The sequence below is a fragment of the Halomonas sp. A29 genome, assembly GCF_046723295.1.
Classification (GTDB): domain Bacteria; phylum Pseudomonadota; class Gammaproteobacteria; order Pseudomonadales; family Halomonadaceae; genus Halomonas.
On record NZ_JAXQPR010000010.1, the window covers coordinates 86,887 to 109,143 of the forward strand.

The 22,257-nt window shown below is 62.3% G+C and carries 23 protein-coding genes and 2 tRNA genes; 10 read left to right on the forward strand and 15 right to left on the reverse strand.

All coding sequences use genetic code 11. The features are described from left to right. Positions 1-5: 5 nt before the first annotated feature. The 3 genes from moaC to mobA are packed head-to-tail and all read right to left on the reverse strand — an operon-like array spanning position 6 to position 2,078. On the reverse strand, positions 6-815 hold the full coding sequence (moaC, locus tag SPH52_RS18630; protein WP_411796556.1) for a cyclic pyranopterin monophosphate synthase MoaC: 810 nt from the start codon (positions 813-815) through the stop codon (positions 6-8). Between the two features lie 55 nt (positions 816-870). Further along, positions 871-1,449, reverse strand: coding sequence for a molybdopterin-guanine dinucleotide biosynthesis protein B (gene mobB / locus SPH52_RS18635; protein WP_411796557.1), 579 nt, complete (start codon positions 1,447-1,449; stop codon positions 871-873). After that, a complete protein-coding gene (mobA, locus tag SPH52_RS18640; RefSeq protein WP_411796558.1) occupies positions 1,449-2,078 on the reverse strand; it encodes a molybdenum cofactor guanylyltransferase MobA in 630 nt (209 codons plus the stop codon). Before mobA ends, mobB begins: the two co-directional genes overlap by 1 nt. Positions 2,079-2,221: 143 nt before the next feature. Here mobA and SPH52_RS18645 point away from each other — a divergent pair, with 143 nt between their 5' ends. Continuing rightward, positions 2,222-2,803, forward strand: a complete 582-nt coding sequence (locus tag SPH52_RS18645; RefSeq protein WP_411796559.1) for a cupin domain-containing protein — start codon at positions 2,222-2,224, stop codon at positions 2,801-2,803. Between the two features lie 7 nt (positions 2,804-2,810). Here the strand turns inward: SPH52_RS18645 and SPH52_RS18650 are convergent, their stop codons facing one another. The 7 genes from SPH52_RS18650 to SPH52_RS18680 form a co-directional block, all read right to left on the reverse strand. After that, complete coding sequence (locus tag SPH52_RS18650; RefSeq protein WP_411796560.1) at positions 2,811-4,052, reverse strand: uracil-xanthine permease family protein; 1,242 nt, start codon at positions 4,050-4,052, stop codon at positions 2,811-2,813. 142 nt (positions 4,053-4,194) lie between these two features. After that, positions 4,195-4,824: a uracil phosphoribosyltransferase gene (gene upp, locus SPH52_RS18655; RefSeq protein ID WP_411796561.1), complete on the reverse strand. Its 630-nt coding sequence runs from the start codon at positions 4,822-4,824 to the stop codon at positions 4,195-4,197. Between the two features lie 116 nt (positions 4,825-4,940). Then, the gene (ung, locus tag SPH52_RS18660) at positions 4,941-5,624 is read right to left on the reverse strand and encodes a uracil-DNA glycosylase (RefSeq protein WP_411796562.1); all 684 of its coding nucleotides are present in this window, start codon (positions 5,622-5,624) and stop codon (positions 4,941-4,943) included. A gap of 23 nt (positions 5,625-5,647) precedes the next feature. Continuing rightward, positions 5,648-6,127, reverse strand: a complete 480-nt coding sequence (gene gpt, locus SPH52_RS18665; RefSeq protein ID WP_411796563.1) for a xanthine phosphoribosyltransferase — start codon at positions 6,125-6,127, stop codon at positions 5,648-5,650. 7 nt (positions 6,128-6,134) lie between these two features. Then, positions 6,135-6,680, reverse strand: a complete 546-nt coding sequence (locus SPH52_RS18670; protein WP_411796564.1) for an adenine phosphoribosyltransferase — start codon at positions 6,678-6,680, stop codon at positions 6,135-6,137. Between the two features lie 22 nt (positions 6,681-6,702). After that, positions 6,703-8,004 carry an NCS2 family permease gene (locus SPH52_RS18675; protein WP_411796565.1) on the reverse strand — a complete coding sequence of 434 codons (1,302 nt, stop codon included), beginning with the start codon at positions 8,002-8,004 and terminating at the stop codon, positions 6,703-6,705. 204 nt (positions 8,005-8,208) lie between these two features. Further along, a complete protein-coding gene (locus tag SPH52_RS18680) occupies positions 8,209-8,838 on the reverse strand; it encodes a riboflavin synthase subunit alpha (RefSeq protein WP_411796566.1) in 630 nt (209 codons plus the stop codon). Between the two features lie 436 nt (positions 8,839-9,274). Here SPH52_RS18680 and SPH52_RS18685 point away from each other — a divergent pair, with 436 nt between their 5' ends. From SPH52_RS18685 to SPH52_RS18700, 4 genes are all read left to right on the forward strand, one after another. After that, positions 9,275-10,366 carry a methionine ABC transporter ATP-binding protein gene (locus SPH52_RS18685; RefSeq protein ID WP_411796567.1) on the forward strand — a complete coding sequence of 364 codons (1,092 nt, stop codon included), beginning with the start codon at positions 9,275-9,277 and terminating at the stop codon, positions 10,364-10,366. Next, positions 10,347-11,000 (forward strand): methionine ABC transporter permease, encoded by a 654-nt coding sequence (locus tag SPH52_RS18690; RefSeq protein ID WP_411796568.1) that lies wholly within the window; start codon positions 10,347-10,349, stop codon positions 10,998-11,000. The genes SPH52_RS18685 and SPH52_RS18690 overlap by 20 nt, the downstream gene beginning before the upstream one ends. Positions 11,001-11,025: 25 nt before the next feature. Beyond that, positions 11,026-11,841 carry a MetQ/NlpA family ABC transporter substrate-binding protein gene (locus SPH52_RS18695; RefSeq protein WP_411796569.1) on the forward strand — a complete coding sequence of 272 codons (816 nt, stop codon included), beginning with the start codon at positions 11,026-11,028 and terminating at the stop codon, positions 11,839-11,841. Positions 11,842-11,933: 92 nt separating this feature from the next. Further along, on the forward strand, positions 11,934-12,413 hold the full coding sequence (locus tag SPH52_RS18700; protein WP_411796570.1) for a GAF domain-containing protein: 480 nt from the start codon (positions 11,934-11,936) through the stop codon (positions 12,411-12,413). A 57-nt stretch (positions 12,414-12,470) separates the two neighbouring features. Here SPH52_RS18700 and SPH52_RS18705 read toward each other — a convergent pair. The 3 genes from SPH52_RS18705 to glpK form a co-directional block, all read right to left on the reverse strand. Beyond that, positions 12,471-12,547, reverse strand: a tRNA-Val gene (locus tag SPH52_RS18705). Between the two features lie 18 nt (positions 12,548-12,565). Then, positions 12,566-12,642, reverse strand: a tRNA-Val gene (locus SPH52_RS18710). A gap of 145 nt (positions 12,643-12,787) precedes the next feature. Beyond that, the gene (gene glpK, locus SPH52_RS18715; protein ID WP_411796571.1) at positions 12,788-14,275 is read right to left on the reverse strand and encodes a glycerol kinase GlpK; all 1,488 of its coding nucleotides are present in this window, start codon (positions 14,273-14,275) and stop codon (positions 12,788-12,790) included. A 150-nt stretch (positions 14,276-14,425) separates the two neighbouring features. Here glpK and SPH52_RS18720 point away from each other — a divergent pair, with 150 nt between their 5' ends. From SPH52_RS18720 to SPH52_RS18730, 3 genes are all read left to right on the forward strand, one after another. Continuing rightward, complete coding sequence (locus SPH52_RS18720) at positions 14,426-15,184, forward strand: DeoR/GlpR family transcriptional regulator (RefSeq protein WP_411796572.1); 759 nt, start codon at positions 14,426-14,428, stop codon at positions 15,182-15,184. Positions 15,185-15,345: 161 nt separating this feature from the next. Further along, a complete protein-coding gene (gene glpD, locus SPH52_RS18725) occupies positions 15,346-16,848 on the forward strand; it encodes a glycerol-3-phosphate dehydrogenase (protein ID WP_411796573.1) in 1,503 nt (500 codons plus the stop codon). 65 nt (positions 16,849-16,913) lie between these two features. Continuing rightward, positions 16,914-17,984, forward strand: a complete 1,071-nt coding sequence (locus SPH52_RS18730) for an endonuclease/exonuclease/phosphatase family protein (protein ID WP_411796574.1) — start codon at positions 16,914-16,916, stop codon at positions 17,982-17,984. A gap of 9 nt (positions 17,985-17,993) precedes the next feature. Here SPH52_RS18730 and SPH52_RS18735 read toward each other — a convergent pair whose 3' ends face one another. Continuing rightward, positions 17,994-19,373, reverse strand: a complete 1,380-nt coding sequence (locus SPH52_RS18735) for a class II fumarate hydratase (RefSeq protein ID WP_411796575.1) — start codon at positions 19,371-19,373, stop codon at positions 17,994-17,996. A gap of 302 nt (positions 19,374-19,675) precedes the next feature. On the opposite strand from SPH52_RS18735, the gene SPH52_RS18740 reads away from it, so the two are divergent. Further along, entirely contained in the window at positions 19,676-20,167 is a 492-nt protein-coding gene (locus tag SPH52_RS18740; protein ID WP_411796576.1) for a hypothetical protein, read from the forward strand. Here the strand turns inward: SPH52_RS18740 and SPH52_RS18745 are convergent. Further along, the gene (locus SPH52_RS18745; RefSeq protein WP_411796577.1) at positions 20,155-20,934 is read right to left on the reverse strand and encodes a helix-turn-helix domain-containing protein; all 780 of its coding nucleotides are present in this window, start codon (positions 20,932-20,934) and stop codon (positions 20,155-20,157) included. The genes SPH52_RS18740 and SPH52_RS18745 overlap by 13 nt on opposite strands. Positions 20,935-21,167: 233 nt before the next feature. On the opposite strand from SPH52_RS18745, the gene SPH52_RS18750 reads away from it, so the two are divergent. Then, complete coding sequence (locus SPH52_RS18750; protein ID WP_411796578.1) at positions 21,168-22,169, forward strand: diguanylate cyclase; 1,002 nt, start codon at positions 21,168-21,170, stop codon at positions 22,167-22,169. The last annotated feature ends 88 nt before the right edge of the window (positions 22,170-22,257 follow it).

Sequence of the window (22,257 nt, forward strand, 5' to 3'; positions counted from 1 at the left end):
ACTCATCAGCCTCCGGTTACCGGTGGGAAGAACGCCACTTCATCGTCATTGGTGATCGGCGTTGGATCCAGCGCCATGACTTGATTCACAGCACATAATATCCGCCCTTCGCTCAATCGCGCGAAGCGCGCATCGCGCTTCAGCAGCGCACTCTTCAATCCTCCTACATCGGTGCTAGGCAGGCTGTCCAGCGGCAGAGTGAGTTCGCTGATGCCGAGCCGTTCACGCAATTCGGCCAGGAACTTGACCCTGACGCAGGGCGAGTCGATATCGCAGCGACTGCCTACCGATACCTGGCCGGAAGTGCCCTCGCCGGTAACGATCGGAGCCGCTGCGGCGCTCGTCTCGCGCCGATAGTCGCCCGACTTCCCACCACGCTTGGCATCGAGATGAATCGCGCCGATCTCCATGTCCTTGTCCACCGCCTTGCACATGTCGTAGAGCGTGAGGCAAGCCACCGAGACCGCTGTCAGTGCCTCCATTTCCACTCCAGTACGGCCGTTGAGGCGGCAGGTAGCGACCACATCGACCCGGAAATTCTCTTCGTCCAGATGAAATTCGATCGCTACCTTCGACAGTGACAAGGCATGGCACAGCGGAATCAGCTCATGGGTACGCTTGGCAGCCTGGATGCCGGCAATGCGCGCGGTGGCCAGCACATCACCCTTGGGCAAACCACCTTCGCTGAGTAGAGCCAGCGTTTCGGGTTTCATCTGGATATAGCCGGAAGCGGTCGCCTCGCGACGGCTCTCGGCCTTGTCGGCGACGTCGACCATATGGGCCTCGCCGCGCTGATTGAGATGGGTCAGGCTCATATGAGGCAACCTCGGAATCGGTTAATCGGATGCTTTGTCACGGAGGGAAGAGCCCTCAGACCAAGCTACGGACTGTGCGCTCCGTCGGCCAGCGCGACGGCCAGCTGGCGACCCATTCGGCGATGGCATCCAGATCGTCCAGAGCGAGCCAATCGACTCCGGCCGGCACGCTGACCGGCGGATGGCTGGCCACCGCCTTGACCCAGGGGTCCTCAGCCACACGCAGCGTCTTGCCGAGCGCCTCGCGGTACAGTTCGAGCTTGGGCAAGGGCCATGCCTTGAAGCCTTCTACCAGTATCAGGTCCGGGTGTTGGGGACGCATCGCCTCGATCAGCTGCGCGAGGTCGGCCTCTTCTTGCTCAGGTGTTTCCATCATCATGGCCCACCTGGCCCGAGAGGCAACCAGCATCGGTGTTGCACCCGCCTGGCGCAGGCGATGACTGTCCTTGCCCGGCTGATCGACGTCGAAGCCGTGGTGAGCGTGCTTGATCACCGCCGTTCGCAACCCGCGCGCTGCCAGGCGAGGCAACAGGCTCTCGAGCAGCGTGGTCTTGCCAGTCCCACTCCAGGCGGCAATGCCGAGTAGCGGCAGTGCATCGTCAAGCTTCAGCGGGGCGTGCTCCGGTCGTGACATCAGGGTCGACTCTCCTCGTTCAGGCGCGCCTCCAGGCGCCGCTTGTCCTCTTCGGTATTGAGATTGCCGAAGGCTTCAGGGCAATCGCTGAAATCCACCGTGGTCCAGGCGTGGCGCTCGAACCAGCGGCCGACCTTGCGCTCTCCCGCCGCGAGGGAGGCATGCAGGTCACCTGCCAAGACCTTCTCGAGCAGCACCACGACCGGGTGCAGACGCTCTCCGTCATGGGCCACGGCGATGCGGTGGCTACCGATGCCCGCCGCCATCCTGTCAACCAGATCCAGCGGCAAAGACGGCATGTCGCAAGGCACGACCAGCACCCAGGGGGTCGAGGCGGCACATAGCCCGCTGTAGATACCCATCAGCGGCCCTTGAAAGCCGCCCTCGCTGTCGGTCACGACACGATCGGCCAGATCCCGGTAGCCTTCCAGGTGACGATTTGCGCTGATCAATACTTCAGCTACCCTGCCCACCAGACGCGCCTGAACATGGTTGGCCAGCGCAACTCCACCCAGCAGTTCCAGCCCCTTGTCGCGTCCGCCCATGCGGCGGCCCTGCCCGCCGGCCAGGATCAGGCCGGTGATATCGGTCAGTGGGTGCACAACGCTGGTGGCGGGTCGATCGAACATATCCACCATGATGCCTTAGCCAGCACGCCGGTGCCATGGCCTGGGAGCCAATCGCCTCCATGCCATGATCCGGATCATCTTATGCAACAGGGCAGTAGCGGGTATCATGTGTCAAACAAATCGAACGGACCCTGGACCTGACAATGCAAGGATTTGATGTGGGGACCCGTCTGCGCGAGTTGCGCAAGGCACGCAAGCTGTCCCAACGCGAGCTGGCCAAGCGAGCCGGCGTTACCAACAGCACCATCTCGTTGATCGAACAGAACAGCGTCAGCCCTTCGGTCAGCTCATTGAAAAAGATTCTCGATGCCCTGCCGGTATCGATCAGCGCCTTCTTTGCCGGCGACGAGCCCTCTCCGCCACGCGCCTTCTATCCCGCCGAGGAGCTCACCGAGATTGGCGACGGTCACCTGTCATGGCGCCTGGTAGCGGCACGCCGCCCCGATCGCAGCATGTCGATCATTCATGAGCGCTACCCTCCCGGAGCCGACACCGGCGATGAAATGCTCGAGCACGAAGGCGAGGAAGGAGGCGTGGTCGTGGCCGGCGAGATCGAACTCACCGTGGCCGGCGAGGCCCGGCTGCTACGCACAGGCGACGCCTACTACTTCGACTCACGCCTGCCCCACCGCTTTCGCAACGTGAGCGATGAAGAGTGCGTGATCGTCAGCGCCAACTCCCCACCGACCTTTTCGGAAGGCGGCAGGGAGATGCACCACGCTTGAGAGAGGCTCACTCCTCTTCGGCGCGGGGCAATACCAGGTTCAGTACGATGCCCACCAGGGCTGCCAGGCTCACGCCCTGCAGCGTGAACTGACCGCCACCGAACTGCATGCCGCCGATGCCGAACACCAGGATCAGCGACACCACGACCAGGTTGCGCGGCGCGGTCAGGGAATGGCCGGCACGCACCAGAGTATTCATGCCCACTACCGCAATGGAACCGAACAGCAGGGTCATGATGCCGCCCATCACCGGCCCGGGAATGGTCTGCAGCAAAGCGCCGAGCTTGGCGACGAAGGCCAGACCAACGGCGATGCAAGCTGCCGCCACCATGATCCTGGGATCGAACGCCCGGGTCAGGGTGACCGCCCCGGTCACCTCCGAGTAAGTGGTGTTGGGCGGGCCACCGAACAGCGCCGCGGTCGAGGTCGCCAGGCCATCACCCAACAGGGTGCGGTGCAGCCCCGGCTTCTCCAGGTAGTTCTTGCGCGTGACCGAGCCGATGGCGATCATGTCGCCGATATGCTCGACGGCGGGCGCGATGGCCACTGGAATCATGAACAGGATCGCCGCCCAGTGGAAACTCGGTGCAGTGAACGCGGGAATGGCCAGCCAAGCCGCCTCGCGTACCGGGGTGAAGTCCACCAGCCCCATCAACAGCGCCAAGGCATAGCCCACCAGGATACCGCCCATGATCGGCACCAGCCGCAGCAGGCCACGGCCGAACACAGCCAACACCAACGTGATCAGCAGGCTGATCATGGAGAGGAAGATCGCCGGGCCATAGCCGATATGGTCGCTGGTCTCTCCGGTGGCCATGCTGACCGCTACCGGTGCCAGCGCCAGGCCGATCACCATGATCACCGGCCCCACCACCACCGGCGGCAGCAGGCGATGCAGCCAGGCAGTACCCTTGAGCCGCACCGCCTGGGAGATGGCCACATAGACCAGCCCTGCCGCCATCAGGCCGCCCATGGTGGCGGGCACGCCAAAGTTGGCCACCGAACCCTGGATCGGTGCGATGAAGGCAAACGACGAAGCCAGGAAGACCGGCACGGTGACCTTTGTGACACCGTGGAACACCAGGGTGCCAACCCCAGCGGTGAACAACGCCACGCTGGGGTCCAGGCCGGTCAGCAGCGGCACCAGCACCAGGGCGCCGAAGGCGACGAAGAGCATCTGCGCCCCGGTCAGGATCACCCTTGGCAAGGAGTCGGCCGGCGCCTGCGCAGTCGCCACGTGTTCGTTCATGGGAAGCTATCCTTCTTTTGTGTCGTTGGTTCGAATGAAGGCATCCTGCCCAGAAAAACGCCCCTGGATACAATCTCAGGGGCGGCATCTTGCCGTTTTTGCCACTTGACCTCGCCGAGCGCAGGCAGGTTAAGGGCAAAAATTACCTCGTGCCGAAGATCTTGTCTCCTGCATCACCGAGGCCCGGCACGATATAGCCATGCTCATCGAGGTGATCGTCGACGGCAGCGGTGTAGATCTCGATGTCGGGGTAGGCATCCTGTACTCGCTTGATGCCTTCGGGAGCCGCCACCAGCACGATCACTTTCATCTGCTGGCAGCCGCGCTCGCGCAGCATGTCCAGGGTCGCCACCATGGTGCCCCCGGTCGCCAGCATGGGATCGATGACGATGGCCATGCGTTCGTCGAGGTCACCGGCGAACTTGGCGAAGTACGGCACCGGTTGGAGGGTTTCCTCGTCACGATAGAGCCCTACTACGCTGATCCGTGCGCTCGGGATCAGGTCGGTTACGCCATCGAGCATGCCGAGCCCGGCACGCAGGATCGGCACGATGGTCACCTTCTTGCCCTTGAGCAGCTTCACCGGAATCGGCTTGCCGCTCCAGCCGTCGATATCCTGCTCTTCCAGCTCCAGGTCCTGGGTCGCCTCGTAGGTGAGCAGCTTGGCCAGCTCACCGGCCAGCTCACGAAAGCTCTTGGTGCTGATGCCGGCTTCGCGCATCAGCCCCAGCTTGTGCTGGACCAGCGGGTGTTGGATGGCATGGACGCTCATGGAGGACCTCTTGGCGTGGGTGGAAGTGGCGACCTGAGTCGCAAGGACGACTCGCGCGCATTTTACCTGCAACCCGCGAGCAGGTTAAGGCATGTCCGCCACGCAGGCTCAACGCCTCAGGGTGTCGCGGGCAATTGCCAGTCGATCGGCTCGCGCCCATTCGCCTCGAGGAAGGCATTCGCCCGGGAGAAATGGCGGTTGCCGAAGAAGCCCCGGTGCGCCGAAAGCGGCGACGGGTGCGGGGACTCCAGCACCAGGTGCCGCGCAGTATCGATCAGGACCTTCTTCTGCCGGGCATGACTGCCCCACAGCAGGAACACGCAGGGTTCGGCATGGGCATTGATGACCTCGATGGCACGATCGGTGAAGGGCTCCCAGCCCTTGCCGCGGTGCGATCCGGCGTTGCCCTGCTCTACGGTGAGAGAGGTATTGAGCAACAGCACGCCCTGCCGCGCCCAGTACTCCAGATTGCCATGAGCGACCGGACGGCAGCCGATGTCGGTAGCCAGCTCCTTGTAGATGTTCACCAGCGACGGTGGTGCCGGCACGCCCGGCAGCACCGAGAAGCACAGCCCGTGGGCCTGATTGGGGCCATGGTAGGGATCCTGCCCCAGAATGACGACCTTGACCCGCTCCAGCGGGGTCAGCTCGAAGGCCCGGAACCAGTTCGAGGAGTGCGGGTAGATCACCTTCCTGGCGGCCTTCTCGGCCGCCAGGAAGTCGCGCAGCGCCTGCATGTAGGGGGCTTCGAATTCGCCCCCCAACCAACGCTCCCAGCTTTCTGGCAATGGACAGCTCATGGTTCGCTCAATCCGGATAATGGCTAGCGCTTGACCTGGTCGACCAGCGGTTCGACGTAGGCCACTCCCATGTCCCATGGAAACTGGATCCAGCAGTCCTGGGCCACCTCGGTCAGGTACTGATCCACCAACGGGCGCCCCTCCGGCTTGGCGTAGACGGTGACGAAGTGTGCCTTGGGCAGCAGTTCGCGCACCTTGCGTGCGGTCTTGCCGGTATCGACCAGGTCGTCGACCAACAGCCAGCCATCACCGTCGTGATCCACGCCCTTCATGACATCCAGCCCGCCCTGGTCCATGTGGTCGTAGCTGCTGATGCAGACGGTGTCGATCAGGCGCACGTTGAGCTCACGGGCGAACAGCGCCGCCGGAATGAGGCCGCCCCGTGTGATCGCCACGATGCCCTTGAAGTCGCGCTCGACCAGGCGATGGCAGAGCTCGCGCACGTCGCGATGAAGCTGATCCCAGGAAACGGTGAAGTGCTGATGATAGCGGGCATTGCTCATGGTGATGTCACTCGTCCTCATTGAAGGAGCAGACCGCAAAGACGCCGAAGCCGGCCTCGCGAATCTTTGCCGACCCGCCGATCTCCGGCAGGTCGATGATGGTAGCGGTCTCCACCACCTGCCCTCCCGAGCGGGTGATGAGCTTGGCAGCGGCCAGCATGGTGCCACCGGTGGCGATCAGATCGTCCATGATCAAGATCCTGTCACCCTGGCGGAAGGCATCGGAATGCAATTCCACCTCGGCCTGTCCGTACTCCAGCGTATAGGTCTCGCTGATGGTGCGAAACGGCAGCTTGCCCTTCTTGCGTACCGGCACGAAGCTGCAGCCCAGCTCGTAGGCCACCGGTGCTCCGATGATGAAGCCGCGCGCGTCGATGGCGGCAATCGCATCCAGTTCCATGTCCTGGTAGCGATGCACGAAGCTGTCGATCAGCTTGCGGAAGGCTGAGCTGTTCTGCAGCAGCGGGGTGATGTCGCGAAAATTGACCCCCTGCTGCGGCCAGTCGGGGACAGTTCGGATCACGGACTTGATGTAGTCGCCGTAAATGCTCATCGCAGCTCTCGGTGAGGAAGTGTCAGTCTAGGAACAGGAACTTCAATACGAACAGAATCGCCAGCACGACCACGGCCGGATTGAGGTCACGGAAGCGGCCGGAGAGGGTCTTGATAGCAGCGTAGCTGATGAAGCCCAGCGCAATGCCCTCGGCGATGGAGAAGGTCAGCGGCATGGCCAGCGCGGCGATCAGCACGGGGGCGGCGTCGGTGGGGTCGTCCCAGTTGGCGTGGGCCAGGCTGCCGGCCATCAGCACCGCGACGTAGAGCAGCGCACCGGCGGTGGCATAGGCCGGGATCGAGCCCGCCAGCGGGGCGAAGAACAGGCTGATCAGGAACAGTGCGGCCACTACCACCGCGGTCAGGCCGGTACGCCCGCCTGCCGCGATACCGGCAGTGGACTCGATATAGCTGGTCGTGGTCGAGGTGCCCAATACGGCACCCGCCATGGAAGCGCCACTGTCGGACATCATGGCGCGGTTCAGGCGTGGCAGCTTGCCATCCTTGTCGAGCAGCCCCCCCTTGTGAGCCACGCCTACCAGCGTGCCGGAAGTGTCGAACAGATCGACGAAAAGGAAGGCGAAGATAACGCTGAGCATGGCGATGTCCAGCGCGCCCCACAGGTCCAGCGCCATGAATGTCGGCGCGATGGAGGGCGGCATCGACATCAGGCCGCCGTACTGGTTGTGCCCCAGGACCATGGCCAGCACGGTCACGCCGAGGATGCCGATCATCACCGCTCCGGTGATGCGCAGGTAGGCCATGGCCGTGATGGCAAAGAAGCCCAGCAGCGCATAGATGGCGGCAGGCTCGGAGAGGTCGCCAAGCGCCACGTAGGTGGCCGGGTTGGCTACCACGATGCCGGCGTTCTTGAGTGCAATCATGGCCAGGAACAGGCCGATGCCGGCGGCAATGCCCAGGCGCAGGGAGAGCGGGATGGAGTTGATGATCCACTCTCTCACCTTGAAGATACTGAGCAGGAAGAAGCAGAAGCCGGAGAGAAATACCGCTCCCAGTGCCGCTTCCCAGGTATAGCCCATGCCAAGTACGACGCCGTAGGTGAAGAAGGCGTTGAGGCCCATGCCAGGGGCCTGGGCAATGGGGTAGTTGGCCCACAGGCCCATGATCAGACAGCCGACGGCCGCGGCAAGGCAGGTCGCGACGAACACTGCGCCGTAGTCCATTCCCGCCTGGGAGAGAATGCTGGGGTTGACGAAAATGATGTAGGCCATGGTCAGGAAGGTAGTGATCCCGGCAATGACCTCGGTCTTCACGCTGGTATTGTGTTCTGTCAGCTTGAAGTGTCTTTCGAGGAGGTTCTTCATTTTTGACGTTCCTGCGCACTAGGGCTGGTATTCGGCCAGGGAGCGAGAAAAGCCGCACATGGTACCCAAAGGCGATCGACGATGCGAGACTGCCCCTGAACGCCATGCCGCGGCACGGTTCGCTCTGTATAAGCAAACTCTGCGCCATGCGCCAGCGCGGCTACCAACGCAGGCTTGACGAAACGGTCATTTGAATCGGGAAATTCAGGCGCCGCGCGTTGCGAGTACGCGCTCGACCGTCTCGACGATGGCCTGGGTCTGGGGGTCGATCTCGATGTTGACCCGGTCGCCCGGCACGCGATCGACCAGAATGGTGCGCTCCAGCGTCTCCGGGATCAGGTCGACGCAGAAGCGCGGGCCATGATCGGCCGTGGCACGCCGCACCTCGCCTATCGTCAGGCTGATGCCGTCGACACCGATATAACCCTTGTCGAACAGGAAGCGCCCCAGCGCATGGGGTACCTGGAACCAGAGTCGCCGGTTGTTGGGTGCCTGGTCCAGCTCGACCAGCTCTGCCATGGCCATGACGTGCCCGGACATGGCATGGCCGCCGATCTCGTCACCGAAGCGCGCCGCCCGCTCGATATTGACGCGGTCCCCTTCGCGCAGTGCACCGAGATTGGTCACACGCAGTGTTTCACGCATCAGGTCGAAGCTGACCCGCTCACCGTCCACGGCGGTGACAGTAAGACAGACCCCATTGTGAGCCACCGAGGCGCCGAGCTCGAGCCCTGCGCGCAGGTGCTCGGGCAGGCTCACCACATGGGTGCGGAATGCCTCCGCCTCCCCGATGGCAACGATCTCGGCCGTCCCCTGAACGATGCCTGTGAACATGACGCCTCCTGGGCAGCCCCGGACACGGGGTGAGAGTAGATGGATTTCGCAGTGTAAGAATTCGGCAACGCAACGTCCATTGGCAGCCACCGGCATCCGCACGAGCGAATCAAGATGAAACCATGCGATTGGCCATTTATTCAGCAAGATCTACCGAAATTACGCGGCAAAAACCTGCACATCCACCGCCCGCATTGACAGGGTACGCCTTTGGTCCTAATATGCCGCATCACATTTTAGGCGCCGATTTGTACCCGGATTGCGGGCGCCCATGTCGATGGAAGATGGTGATTCCGTTTCCCAACGACGTGAAGTGCAGCTAAAAGGGTGTGTCCAGCGTTGATGGCCACCCGTCAGGGTGGCCTTTTTTCGTTCCGGCCAACCCTCCGGCTATCGCTGCGCCCGCCCCACCGGGGACGGCCTCTCAGGAAGCCAGATGATCACGCTACGCAACGTTTCCAAGACCTACCAACTCACCGGCCCCAGGAGCCGGCTACCGTTCGCCGCCCGACGACGCGATACTTCGTCCCGGACGATCGAGGCGCTCAGGAACATCGATCTGCACGTCCCCCAGGGCAGTATCCATGGCGTCATCGGCCTTTCCGGTGCCGGCAAGTCGACCCTGATCCGCTGCGTCAACCTGCTCGAACGACCGACGAGCGGCAGCGTCATCGTCGACGGCCAGGAGATGACCGACCTCTCCGCCGCCGCGCTCAATCAGGCACGACATCGCATCGGCATGATCTTCCAGCATTTCAATCTGCTGACCACGCGCAATGTCTTCGACAACGTCGCCCTGCCCCTCGAGCTGATGGGCATGAAACGCAGCGCTATTCGCGAGCGCGTGCTGCCGCTGCTCGAGCTGACCGGGCTTTCCGACAAGGCGCGCCAGTACCCGGCACAGCTTTCCGGTGGCCAGAAACAGCGCGTGGCCATTGCCCGGGCACTGGCCAGCGAACCTCGCGTGCTGCTGTGCGACGAGGCGACCTCGGCACTCGACCCGCAGACCACCGGCTCGATTCTCACCCTGCTGCGTGAGATCAACCAGAAGCTCGGCCTGACCATCCTGCTGATCACCCACGAGATGGAAGTGGTCAAGTCGATCTGCCATCGGGTCAGCCTGATCTCGGACGGCGAACTGGTTGAGGAAGCCGAGGTCGGCGACTTCTTCACCGCCCCTCGCACCCGTCTCGGCCGCGAGTTCCTCAACGACTTCCTCCAGCTCGAGCCGCCCAAGGCCTTGGTGGAAAGACTCGAGGATGCCCCTGGTGATCACACCCACCCCGTGGTGCGCCTGGCCTTCTCTGGCGACGCGGTCTCGACCCCGCTGATCTCGCGGCTGGCGCGTGAGTGCGGCGTCGACGTGAGCATCCTGCAGGCCAAGGTGGAGTCGATCCAGGAGCGCACCCTGGGGCTGATGATCGCCGAGCTGCTCGGCACACCGGAGCAGACCCGCCGCGCCATCGACTACCTCGAAACCCATGATCTTCACGTGGAGGTGCTCGGCCATGTCCAGCGCGATGATTGACCTGATTCTGCAGGCGACCCTGGATACGCTCTACATGGTCGCCGTCTCGGGTGTGATTTCTGCCTTGCTCGGCGTACCGCTGGGTGTGATGCTCTACGTCACCCGCCCACGCCAGATCCTCGCGCGCCCGGCACTCAACCAGGCCCTGGGCATGGTGACCAACATTGGCCGCTCGATCCCCTTCATCATCCTGATGGTGGCGATCATCCCTTTCACGCGCATGGTCGTCGGCACCTCGATCGGTACCAACGCAGCCATCGTGCCGCTGACCATCGCCGCCATCCCCTTCGTCGCACGGCTGGTGGAAGGCGCGCTCAACGAGATTCCTCCGGGCCTGGTCGAAGCCGCCCAGTCCATGGGCGCCACCCCTCATCAAGTCATTACCAAGGTGCTGCTGCCGGAGGCCCGTGGCGGCATCATCACTGGCCTGACCATTACCGTGGTCACCCTGGTGAGCTACTCGGCCATGGCCGGTGCCGTGGGCGGCGGGGGGCTGGGCGATCTGGGCATTCGCTACGGTTATAACCGCTTCAACCCCACCATCATGCTGATCACCGTGGCCATCCTGGTGGTCATGGTGCAGGGCTTCCAGAGCCTGGGGGATTACCTGGTACGCAAGTCGGATCGCAAGTGACGCAACACCCAAGGAGAACGACACAATGCAAGCAACCCTGACCCGCCTGCTCGGCGCCGCCACCCTGGTCGGAGCTACTATTATTGCCGGTTGCGGCAATGACGATGGTGCCGCCGAGACCCGCTCGATCAAGGTCGGCACCATGTCCGGCCCGGAGTCGGAAGTCATGGAAGTGGCGGTACAGATCGCCAAGGATCGCTACGACCTCGAGGTCGAGATCATCGAGTTCACCGACTACGTCTCACCCAACGCGGCGCTGGCCGACGGCAGCCTCGACGCCAACGCCTTCCAGCACGAGCCCTACCTGCGCAGCATGATCGACGACCGCGGCTACGATCTCGCCGTGGCGGGTCACACCTTCGTCTATCCGATCGGCGCCTACTCCGACAAGCACGATAGCATCGAGGAGCTGCCGGAGCGCGCCATCATCGCCCTACCCAACGACCCCACCAACGGCGGTCGTGCAATGATCCTCATGCACAATGCCGGGCTGATCCAACTGGACGATCATGAAAACCTCGAGGCCACGCCGGTCAACGTGGTCGAGAACCCACACAACTTCCGCTTCCGTGAAATCGAGGCGGCTCAGCTGCCGCGCGTGTTGCCCGATGTCGACCTGGCCTTCATCAACAACACCTTCGCCCAGCCGGCTGGTCTGCGCCTGGATGAGGCACTGATCAAGGAAGGCCCAGAGTCGCCCTACGTCAACCTGATCGCCGTGCGCGCCGGCGACGAAGAGCGCGAAGAGATCCAGCAACTGGTCTCTGCCTACCAGAGCGAAGAAGTCGCTGCCAAGGCACTGGAATTGTTCGACGGTGGCGCGGTTCCCGGCTGGCAGTAATGCGGCCAGGGGAGACGTGACGACGACGGGCCGGCGCATGCGTCGGCCCGTCGTCGTTTCTGTCACGCTTGAATCTCGTTTCAGGAGACGACATGACACATCCCGACTATCCCCTGCTTGCCCGCCAGCTCGACGCACTGCTGGATGATAACGACTGGCTGGTCAACACCGCCCAGACCTGCGCCTTCATCATGCAACAGGTACCGGACCTCAACTGGGCGGGTTTCTACCTGCAACGCCAACCCGAGCTGCTTACCCTGGGCCCCTTCCAGGGCAAGCCCGCCTGCAACCCCATTCCGTTCACCAAAGGCGTCTGCGGCGCCGCCGCCCGCAGCCGTGAGACCCAGCGCATCGACGACGTGCATGCCGTCGCCGACCATATCGCCTGCGACGCCGCTTCGAACGCCGAGCTGGTAGTCCCGATTCTGCGAGAGGAAGCGCTGTGGGGCGTTCTCGACCTGGACAGCCCGCAGCCCGGCCGCTTCGGCGAATCCGACCAGGCAGGCATTGAGGCGCTGATACGCGTGTTCGTAACACGTACCGACCTGCCCGACTTCCTGGCTTCGCGCTGACGAAGGACGCATAGCAGAACGCCCCGTGGCATTGAGCCACGGGGCGTTCCAGAATGCTGGTAGGACCAAGCGGATTTGAACCGCTGACCTCCACGATGTCAACGTGGCGCTCTAACCAACTGAGCTATGGTCCTGAAAATCTTAGGGAAAGCTGGTAGGACCAGGCGGATTTGAACCGCCGACCTCCACGATGTCAACGTGGCGCTCTAACCAACTGAGCTATGGTCCTGCTTCCAACTTTCTGCGGCTGTTTTGCAACGCCTATTTGGCAACGTTCTATGCGAACGCTCGTGTGCAATAACAACCTGTTGCCACCTGATTTGCGCTGCGGCAACGGATGCATATCTTACCGATATCGCTTTCTTTTGCAAGCTTCAGGCACTGCTTTTTACACGCTCAACGGCTTCCAGCCAGCCCCGATAGAGCCGCTCACGCTCGGTTTCCGGCATGCCGGGCGTAAAGGTTCTCTCACAGCGCCACAGTTCGCCTATCTCCTCCAGATCACGGTACCAGCCGAAGCGCAGCCCCGCCATGTAGGCAGCACCCAGCGCCGTGGTCTCTAGCACCGTAGGCCGATCAACCTGTACGCCCAGCATATCGGCCAGGAATTGCACCAGCCACGAGTTGGCGGCCATGCCGCCATCCACTCGCAGCGTTCCTGGCGCCACTCCCATATCATCGCTCATGCACGCCTGCAGGTCGCGGGTCTGATAGCAGACTGCCTGCAACCCGGCGGCAACGATCTCGGCGATGCCGGTGTCCCGGGTCAGGCCAAAGATCGCCCCCCTTGCCTTGGGGTCCCAGTGCGGCGCTCCGAGACCGGTAAAGGCAGGGACCAGGTAGACGCTGTGGCCGTCGCGGGTTTGCTTGGCCAAGGCTTCGGTCTCGGCCGCCTCGCTGAAAAGCTTGAGACCATCGCGTAGCCACTGCACCGCAGCCCCGGCAACGAAAATGCTTCCTTCCATGGCGTAGGTGGTCTTGCCGCCCAACCGATAGGCCACGGTGGTCAGCAGACGGTTGCGCGATTCTGCCGGCTTGTCACCGGTATTGACGACCATGAAGCAGCCGGTGCCATAGGTGCTCTTGCCCATGCCCGGCTCGAAGCAGGCCTGTCCCACCAGCGCCGCCTGCTGGTCGCCGACCACGCCACCGATGGGCAGCTCGGCCCCCAGCCACTGAGCATCTGCGGTACCGAAGTCGTCACTGCTGTCGCGCACGTCCGGCAGCAGGCTATGGGGCACGTTGAAAAGCGTCAACAGCTCCTCGTCCCATTGCTGGGTATGGATATTGAACAGCATCGTGCGCGAGGCGTTGGTAGCGTCGGTGGCATGGACACGGCCGCCGGTCAGCTGCCACAGCAGGTAGCTGTCCACCGTGCCAAAGGCGAGCTCGCCACGTTCGGCACGCTCCCGGGCCCCCTCCACATTGTCCAGCAGCCAGGCCAGCTTGGTCGCCGAGAAGTAGGGATCGATCAGCAGGCCGGTGCGCGACTGGACGAGGGCGCCACGGTCCTGATCTCGCAGCTGCTGGCAATAATCGGCGGTGCGCCGGTCCTGCCAGACGATCGCGTTGTAGAGCGGACGGCCCGTCACCCGGTCCCACAGCAGAGTGGTCTCTCGCTGGTTGGTTATGCCAATACCGGCGACGGCATTCAGCGCTACACCCGACTCTTTCACCGCCTCCCGGCATGTCGTCAATACCGTGTCCCAGATATCCTGCGGGTCGTGTTCGACCCAGCCGTCGCGGGGAAAATGCTGGGGGAATTCCCGCTGTGCAACGCGGACCACATGGCCACCACGGTCAAAGAGAATGGCGCGCGAGCTGGTGGTGCCTTGATCGATGGCGAGAAGAAAGTCGGCCATGTTACGTCCCGTCGTTGTATGTTCGTTTATGATCACCAAGAGTACGCGAGTATGTTCGCAATGCTTTACGACTTTCGTAGAATAAAACTCTGATCGCCTGCCGATGGCGTGCCGAATCGCTTACACTCGCGTGATCGAAAGGGAGCCGACATGAACCAGCAACAACGACAAGATGCCATTGTTGATCTGGTGCGCCGCCAAGGCTACGCCAGTATCGAGCAGTTGACCGAGCACTTCTCCGTCACCCCCCAGACCATCCGCCGCGACCTCAATGCCCTGGCGGAAGAAGGCATGATACGTCGCGTGCATGGTGGCGCCGGGCTCGAATCCAGCACCGTCAACACCGCCTACAGCACACGCAAGAACCTCAACCTCGAAGCCAAGCGACGCATTGCCACCCTGGTTGCCAGGCATATCCCCGATCACGCCTCGCTGTTCATCAACATCGGTACCAGCAACGAAGTGGTCGCGGAAGCCCTGCTCGATCATCAGGGCCTCGAAGTGATCACCAACAACCTCAACGTGGCGGCCATCCTCCAGCACAAGGAAGACTTCAACGTCATCATCGCCGGCGGCCAGGTCCGCTCTCGGGACGGCGGCATCATCGGCGAGGCGACGATCGACTTCATCAACCAGTTCAAGGTCGATTTCGGCATCATCGGCATCAGTGGCATCGACGAGGACGGCTCACTGCTGGAGTTCGACTACCAGGAGGCACGGGTCGCACAAGCGATCATCCATAATTCCCGCCAGGTCTACCTGACCGCCGACCACTCGAAGTTTCACCGCAACCCCGTCGTACGACAGGGCAACATCGCACAGCTGAACGCCCTGTTCACCGACCGCCAGCCACCCGAGCGCATCGTTCATCTCATGCAGGTCAACGACGTCGCCCTGCATATCGCCTGACCCTCCTGCAGCCGGCTGGACGCACTGCCGACGCCCATGCGTCGGCATTGTTGCCTCTGGACTCTTGATGTTCGCTTTCGATTGCTCTATGTTCGTTTTCAAACATCACTCGTTTGATCGGTTCCGCCCCCGCGGACCATGAGTTCGGAGCCTTCATTCCCATGGCGCAGACGTCTCGCAAGCTACTCGACATGTTCATCATCGGCGGCGGCATCAACGGCACCGGCATCGCCAACGATGCCGCCGGCCGCGGGTTGACGGTCGCCCTGTGCGAACAGGGCGATCTCGCGGGCGCCACGTCATCGGCCAGCAGCAAGCTGATCCATGGTGGCCTGCGCTATCTCGAGCATCGCGAGTTCCGCCTCGTCGGAGAAGCCCTGCGCGAGCGCGAGGTCCTGCTGCACAAGGCACCGCACATCATCTGGCCGCTGCGCTTCATCCTGCCGCACCGCTCACACCTGCGCCCTGCCTGGATGATCCGCGCCGGGCTGTTCCTTTACGATCACCTGGGCAAGCGCAAGAAGCTGCCCGGCTCACGCGGCGTTCGCTTCGATGCCGACTCCCCGCTGAAAGACGAGATGATGCGCGGTTTCGAATATTCGGATTGCTGGGTAGATGACGCTCGACTCGTGGTACTCAATGCGCTGCAAGCCCGTGAAGGCGGTGCGGAAATCCTGGTGCGCACGCGCTGTACGGGAGCACGGGAAGAGAACGGGACCTGGCGTATCGAACTGGAGGACGTGCGCAGCGGCGAACGCTTCGAGCGCCATGCGCGAACTCTGGTCAACGCCGCGGGCCCCTGGGTCGAGCAAGTGGTTCGCGAGCAGGCCGCACGCCCTTCACGCTACTCCATTCGCATGATTCAGGGCAGCCACATCGTCGTGCCACGCCTCAATGCCGACGATCGCGCCTATATCCTGCAGAACAGCGACCGACGCATCGTCTTCGTCCTGCCCTACGAGGACGACTTCAGCCTGGTCGGCACCACCGATCGACGCTATCAGGGCGATCCCGCCCAGGTGGCCATCGGCGAGGAGGAAATCGACTACTTGCTCGGCGTGGTCAATGAACATTTTCGCCGCCAGCTCGACCGTCGCGACGTCATCACGAGCTTCTCCGGCGTACGCCCGCTGTGCGACGACGAGTCGGCCGATCCTTCTGCCATGACCCGCGATTACACCCTGTCCCTGGATGATACCGGCGCCCCACTGCTCTCGGTGTTCGGCGGCAAGATCACCACTTACCGCAAGCTGGCGGAAGCCGCCCTGAAGCTGTTGGCGCCCACCTTGCCCGGCATGGGGCCCAGTTGGACCGCTACAGCCGCCCTGCCGGGAGGCGATATCGACAGCCAGGAGCACTTCATGACGCGCCTGCTGCACGATCACCCCTGGCTCGACGAGGCGCGTGCGCGCCGCTTCGCCCGCAGTTACGGCAGCCTGTGCCTGCGCTTCCTCGAAGGCGCCAGGAATGTGGAGGACTTGGGCGAGGAGTTCGGTGCCGGCCTCACCGCTGCCGAGGCCGACTACTTGGTCGACCATGAATGGGCACTCAGCGTCGAGGACATCCTGTGGCGGCGTACCAAGCTTGGCCTGCGCCTGACACCGCGTCAGGTGGAACGCCTCACGGCACACGTCGAAGCCCACCGCCAAGCGCTAGCAGCCTGAGGCTCTCATAGCGTAGGCTCCTGAAGGAGGAAAGGCCCGCACCCGGGCATGCCGCAGGAGACTCCATGGCCCTCTACTCGCTCGCGCTGGGCAGCGCGGTCGCGCTGCTGCTAGTTGCCACGTTGGTCGCCAAGATGCCGCTGCGTTGGTGGTGGATACGAGCCTGCGAGTTTCCTCGGCTGCAACTCGCGGCGGCCGCCCTCGTCTCCGCCCTGCTCACCTTGACCCTCCCCTCGCCCTGGCGTTGGCCGCTGCTCATAGCCAGCCTACTGGTCGTTGTCCTGCAAGCCCGCTTCATTCTACCCTGGACTCGCTTCTGGCCGGTCCAGGTGCAGGACGCCGAGCCGGGGCACCAGGACCGCTGCATCACACTGCTGATTGCCAACGTCCTGACGCCAAATCGTCGGGCCGCACGACTCATGGAAATCATTCGCCAGAATGATCCCGACATCGTACTCACCCTGGAGTCCGATGCTTGGTGGCAGGGCCAGCTCGACGCCGAGCTCGATGAGAAATGGCCCCATAGCGTCAAGATTCCTCTGGACAACCTCTACGGGATGCATCTGTACTCACGGCTGCCCTTGAGCGATACCCGTGTCGAATGGCTGATCCAGGACGACATCCCCTCCATCCACACCGAGGTCACGCTCAAGAGTGGCGACAGGTTGCGGCTGCATGCTCTCCACCCTCGCCCACCCGCCCCCAACGAAAGCGAAGAAACGCTTTGGCGCGATGCCGAGCTACTCCTGGTCGGCAAGACCATAAATGAAGAACCGGTTCCTACCATCGTGGCCGGCGACCTGAACGACGTCGCGTGGTCGCGTACCACACGGCTGTTCTGTCGCATCAGCGGCATGCTCGACCCTCGCCGGGGACGAGGAAGGTACAGCACTTTCCACGCCCGGTATCCACTGCTTCGTTGGCCCCTAGACCATATCTTCACCAGTGAACACTTCACCTTGAAAGAGCTGAAAAGACTCCCCTACTTCGGTTCGGATCACTTCCCCATTCTGGCATCGCTCTGCTTTCGACCCTCACGCCGCGATGAACACGACACTCCCGAGGCAGATGGTGACGAACGCAGTTGGGCACGCGCGACCATTCGCGAAGCCCGCACTCGAGAGCAGGAGACGTGAGCATCTCTCTCATTCCGGTATCCCGCCATAGGTCAGCTTGGCCGGATCGAGCAGGCGCTCGAGCTCCTCACGGCCCAAGTCAGTCTGCTCCTCGGCAACTTCGATGATCGGTCGCCCAGCCTGGTAGGCCTGTTTGGCAATGGCCGCGGCAGCGTCGTAGCCGATCACACCATTCAATGCCGTGACCAGGATGGGGTTGCGCGCCAGCGGCTCGGCCAGACTCTCCTCGCGTACGCGGAAGGTCGCGATGGCACGCTCGCCGAGCAGCCGCGCCGTATTGGCCATCAGCCCGATCGAAGTCAACAGATTATGGGCGATCAAGGGCAGCATCACATTGAGCTGGAAGTTGCCGCTCTGTCCCGCCACCGTCACTGCCGCATCCAGCCCGATCACCTGGGCAGCGGCCTGGGCCGCTGACTCCGGTATCACCGGATTGACCTTGCCCGGCATGATCGAGCTGCCCGGTTGAAGCGCCTCCAGCTCGATCTCGCCAAGCCCCGCCAAGGGGCCGGAATTCATCCAACGCAGGTCGTTGGCGATCTTCATGATCACGCAGGCCAGCCCCTTGAGCTGCCCCGACAGCTCCACGGCGGCATCCTGGGAGCCAAGACTGGCGAAGAAGCTGTCGTTGGGGCTCAGCGAAAGGCCAGTTTGTTCGCTCAGTTCCCGCGCCATGCGTTCAGCGAACTCCGTATGGGCGTTGATTCCGGTGCCCACCGCCGTACCGCCCTGGGCCAACCTGGCGAGGCGCACCATGGCACTATCGATACGCTCGATCGCCTGTCCGATCTGGCTCGACCAGCCCCCCAGCTCCTGCCCCAGGCGCAGCGGCATGGCATCCATCAAGTGAGTTCGCCCGGTCTTCACCACCCTGTCCAACTCGAGAGCACGCTCGTCGATGGTCGCGCGCAGCTGCACCAGCGCGGGACGCAGCCGTGCCGTTACCTCCAGTGCCGCGGAAAGGTGGATGGCAGTAGGAATGACGTCATTGCTCGACTGGCCCATGTTGACATGGTCATTGGGCCCGACCTTCAGCCCTTCACGGCTGGCGAGGTGGGCGATGACCTCGTTGACGTTCATGTTGCTCGAAGTACCCGAGCCAGTCTGGAACACGTCCACGGGAAACTGCTCGTCATGCTGGCCGTCGACGATTGCCTGTGCAGCCGCGACGATGGCCTCGGCCCGTTCATCATCGAGCAGCCCGAGATCCCGGTTCACCCTGGCCGCGGCCAGCTTGATGCGCGCAACGGCATGGATGAAGGCAACCGGCATTGGCTGGCCAGAAACCGGGAAGTTCTCCACCGCCCGCTGGGTCTGGGCGCCGTAGAGCGCCGAGCTCGGCACCCGAAGTTCACCCATGCTGTCGCGTTCGATACGATGTTCGCTCATGTCGTTCCCTCGCTTGGCCGTTCTTCCTTCACCATGGTGCCAAGCCTGGCGTCATGCAAGGCTCGTGCGTGCCGCATCGCCTCGTCATGCAACTGAATCAATCTTGACAGTTATCAACCTTCGTCCTCATGCGGGCATTGTCGAAGCGGAAACATGATAACTGTCGTTGCAGCGCCAAAGCCCCCTTCCTAAGATCGCTTTGCCTACTCACTCCAGGCAATAACGATAACGGCACGACTCAGCTAACAGCACTACCCATATAACGGCATTAACCAAGTAGAACAAAGCGGACGAAACTTCTCATGGATATGACCACCAGCCTGCTACTTCTGCCACACGAGCAACTCACTCTCGCCCATGCGCACGAAGCCGCCGAACTGCAGCGCTACCGTCGGCTGGCGCTCAGCTTTCTGCCGCACGCGCTCCAGACGAGCCGCTTGATGGCAACCCTGGGCCTGCAGAGCGAAAAGCGCCTCGATATGCTTCGCCAGGCAGCCAGGTGCCTGGAACTCGAAGCTTGCGTCAGTGAGAGGCCGATGTGTGCTTCGGATTTCGCCGTGGACCAGCGCCATTTTTTCGTCATCGACGACATCATGGGAGATCAGATCATCGAACAGGCCGTGCGCGCGGCAGTGGAATCGAAGAACTTCTTTGATTGGCTGCTGGACACCAATGCCACACCCGAGCTGCATCAGCCCCTATTGAACTTCGCCAGGGAAAAGGAAGGCGAGTGCAGGGTTCTGATCGAGTTCTGGGAGCAACATCGGGCTTACGTAATGGCTCAGCGAGCTTGATCGACCCGGCAGGCTCGAAGCCTCTTCTGCCGCCTGCCGGTAGAAGAGGCAAGCCGCTCCAGGCGTGCGATATCGAGAAGCTGGTATTCACGCCCACGGACTCGAAGCAGCCGTTGGGCCTGGTAGGTCGCAAGCGTTCTGCCGACGGTCTCCTGGGTGAGCCCCAGATAGCTGCCGATGTCGTTGCGCGACATCGGCAAGCGAAAGCACCTTGGCGAATATCCACGTCGACGGAAGCAATCCGATATGCCGAGCAGGAAACAAGCCAGGCGCGCCTCGGCAGTGCGGCTCAGCAACCGGTGCAGACGCAAGCGCTCTTCATGCATGGCGCGACTGATGTTGTGCTGAAGGTACCTGCGCAGCCTTGGCATCCTCTGCGTCAGTGCCTCGAATCGGTCGAAAGGGAGCTTGCACAACGTTGCGGTCTCGAGCGCGCTGACGGTGCCTGGGTAATGCCCCAGGCCGATGGCATCACAGCCGATGATGTCACCGGGAAGCCAGAGGGCGGTCAGAAGATTCTCGGCTCCTTCTGCCGTCGTTTCCTGTTTCAGACAGCCGGTGCGCACGGCATAGAGGCTATCGAACGGTGTCGCCTGGAAGCAGAGTACTTCTTTCTTCTCGAGCCGGGTGGGAGGGTAGACGATCTCATCGAGCAGCGCTGTCTCGTCAGGCGACAATCCTTGTGGAATGCACAGCGCATTCAGGTAGCACGAGAGGCAGCCGGAGGCCTGCGTCGCACCATGTTCCTCCCTGCCATGGTTCTGCATAGTGCGGCTCTCCTTTCCATGGAACACACCAGACAGTATAGGGAGCGCGACACAGCGCTGCAGTTTGAGTTGCCTCATGCTCCGATTAGAGCGAAGCGAATGCTCACCCTCCAATGTCATGACGAAAACCATGCTGCACGAAAAATTTCCGCCACCTAGTGTTAATGCTGCAGCGCCGCAGGCTCAGCGTTACCTCTGGGAACAAGAGGGGCGCAACCGAAGGGAACCTAGCCATGCATAAGACATCCTGGATGACGTCCGATATTCTCAGCCGGCTTAATGCCAACGCCGGTATGCTGCTGGTACGCAGCCTCTGGGAATATTGCCCCGAACACATGTTCATCGTCCGTGTCGAAGGCCCCGCCGATTTCATAATCGAAGCCATGAACCCGACGCGTACAGCCATGCTCGGCGATGAATCCGCCTTCGTCGGCAAACGCATCGAGCAATTGCTCCCGCCCCCCATGTGTCATGGTGTCATCGCCAACCTGAGCCGTTGCGTCGAGTGCGCCAGCCCCATTCGTTATGAAGAAAAAGGCGGGTACATCGACTGCAATGGGGAGTGTCAGCAAGGCCACTGGCAGACACTGCTGGTTCCCATTACCAATCAGGAGGGTTTCGTCACCCACCTTTTCGGTGTATCCCGCGACGTATCGCTACTGCCCGAGAAGCCGCTAAGCGCTTACCGCGACAGCAAGGAACTCGAGCGACGAGTGCATGAGCGTACGGCTGAGCTAGTCGCCACCAACGAGCACCTCACCCATCTGGCGACCCATGACCACCTGACCGATATCTACAATCGTCGCTACCTGCTGGAACTGGCCGAACTCGAGCTTCGCCGCGCCTCTCGCTACGAGCAGTCGCTATGTCTGATGATGCTCGATATCGATCATTTCAAGGAGATCAACGATACCGATGGACATCTCGTGGGGGATGACGCCCTGCGTAGCGTTGCCCGTACGATCCTGGCTTCGGTGAGGGAGTGCGACCTGGTCGGGCGCTATGGAGGTGATGAATTCATCATCCTGATGCCGGAGACCACGGCCGACGGGGCCCGAGAGATCGCCGAACGCCTGCGACGAACGCTGACTCAGACAAGCCCACTTACCATCAGTATAGGAATTGCCAGTCTGGCGCCTGACGACCGTTTCGTCGTTGACTTGATTCATCGCGCCGACATGCTGCTATTGCAAGCCAAGCGTAACGGACGTAATCGCATCGAGTGCATCGCCTGACAGAAAGCGACAGAGACTTACCGAAACTGTTATTGCAGTGCAAAAACATCTTTGCTATGTTGCATTGCAGCAGGACGGGTTTCCCCGT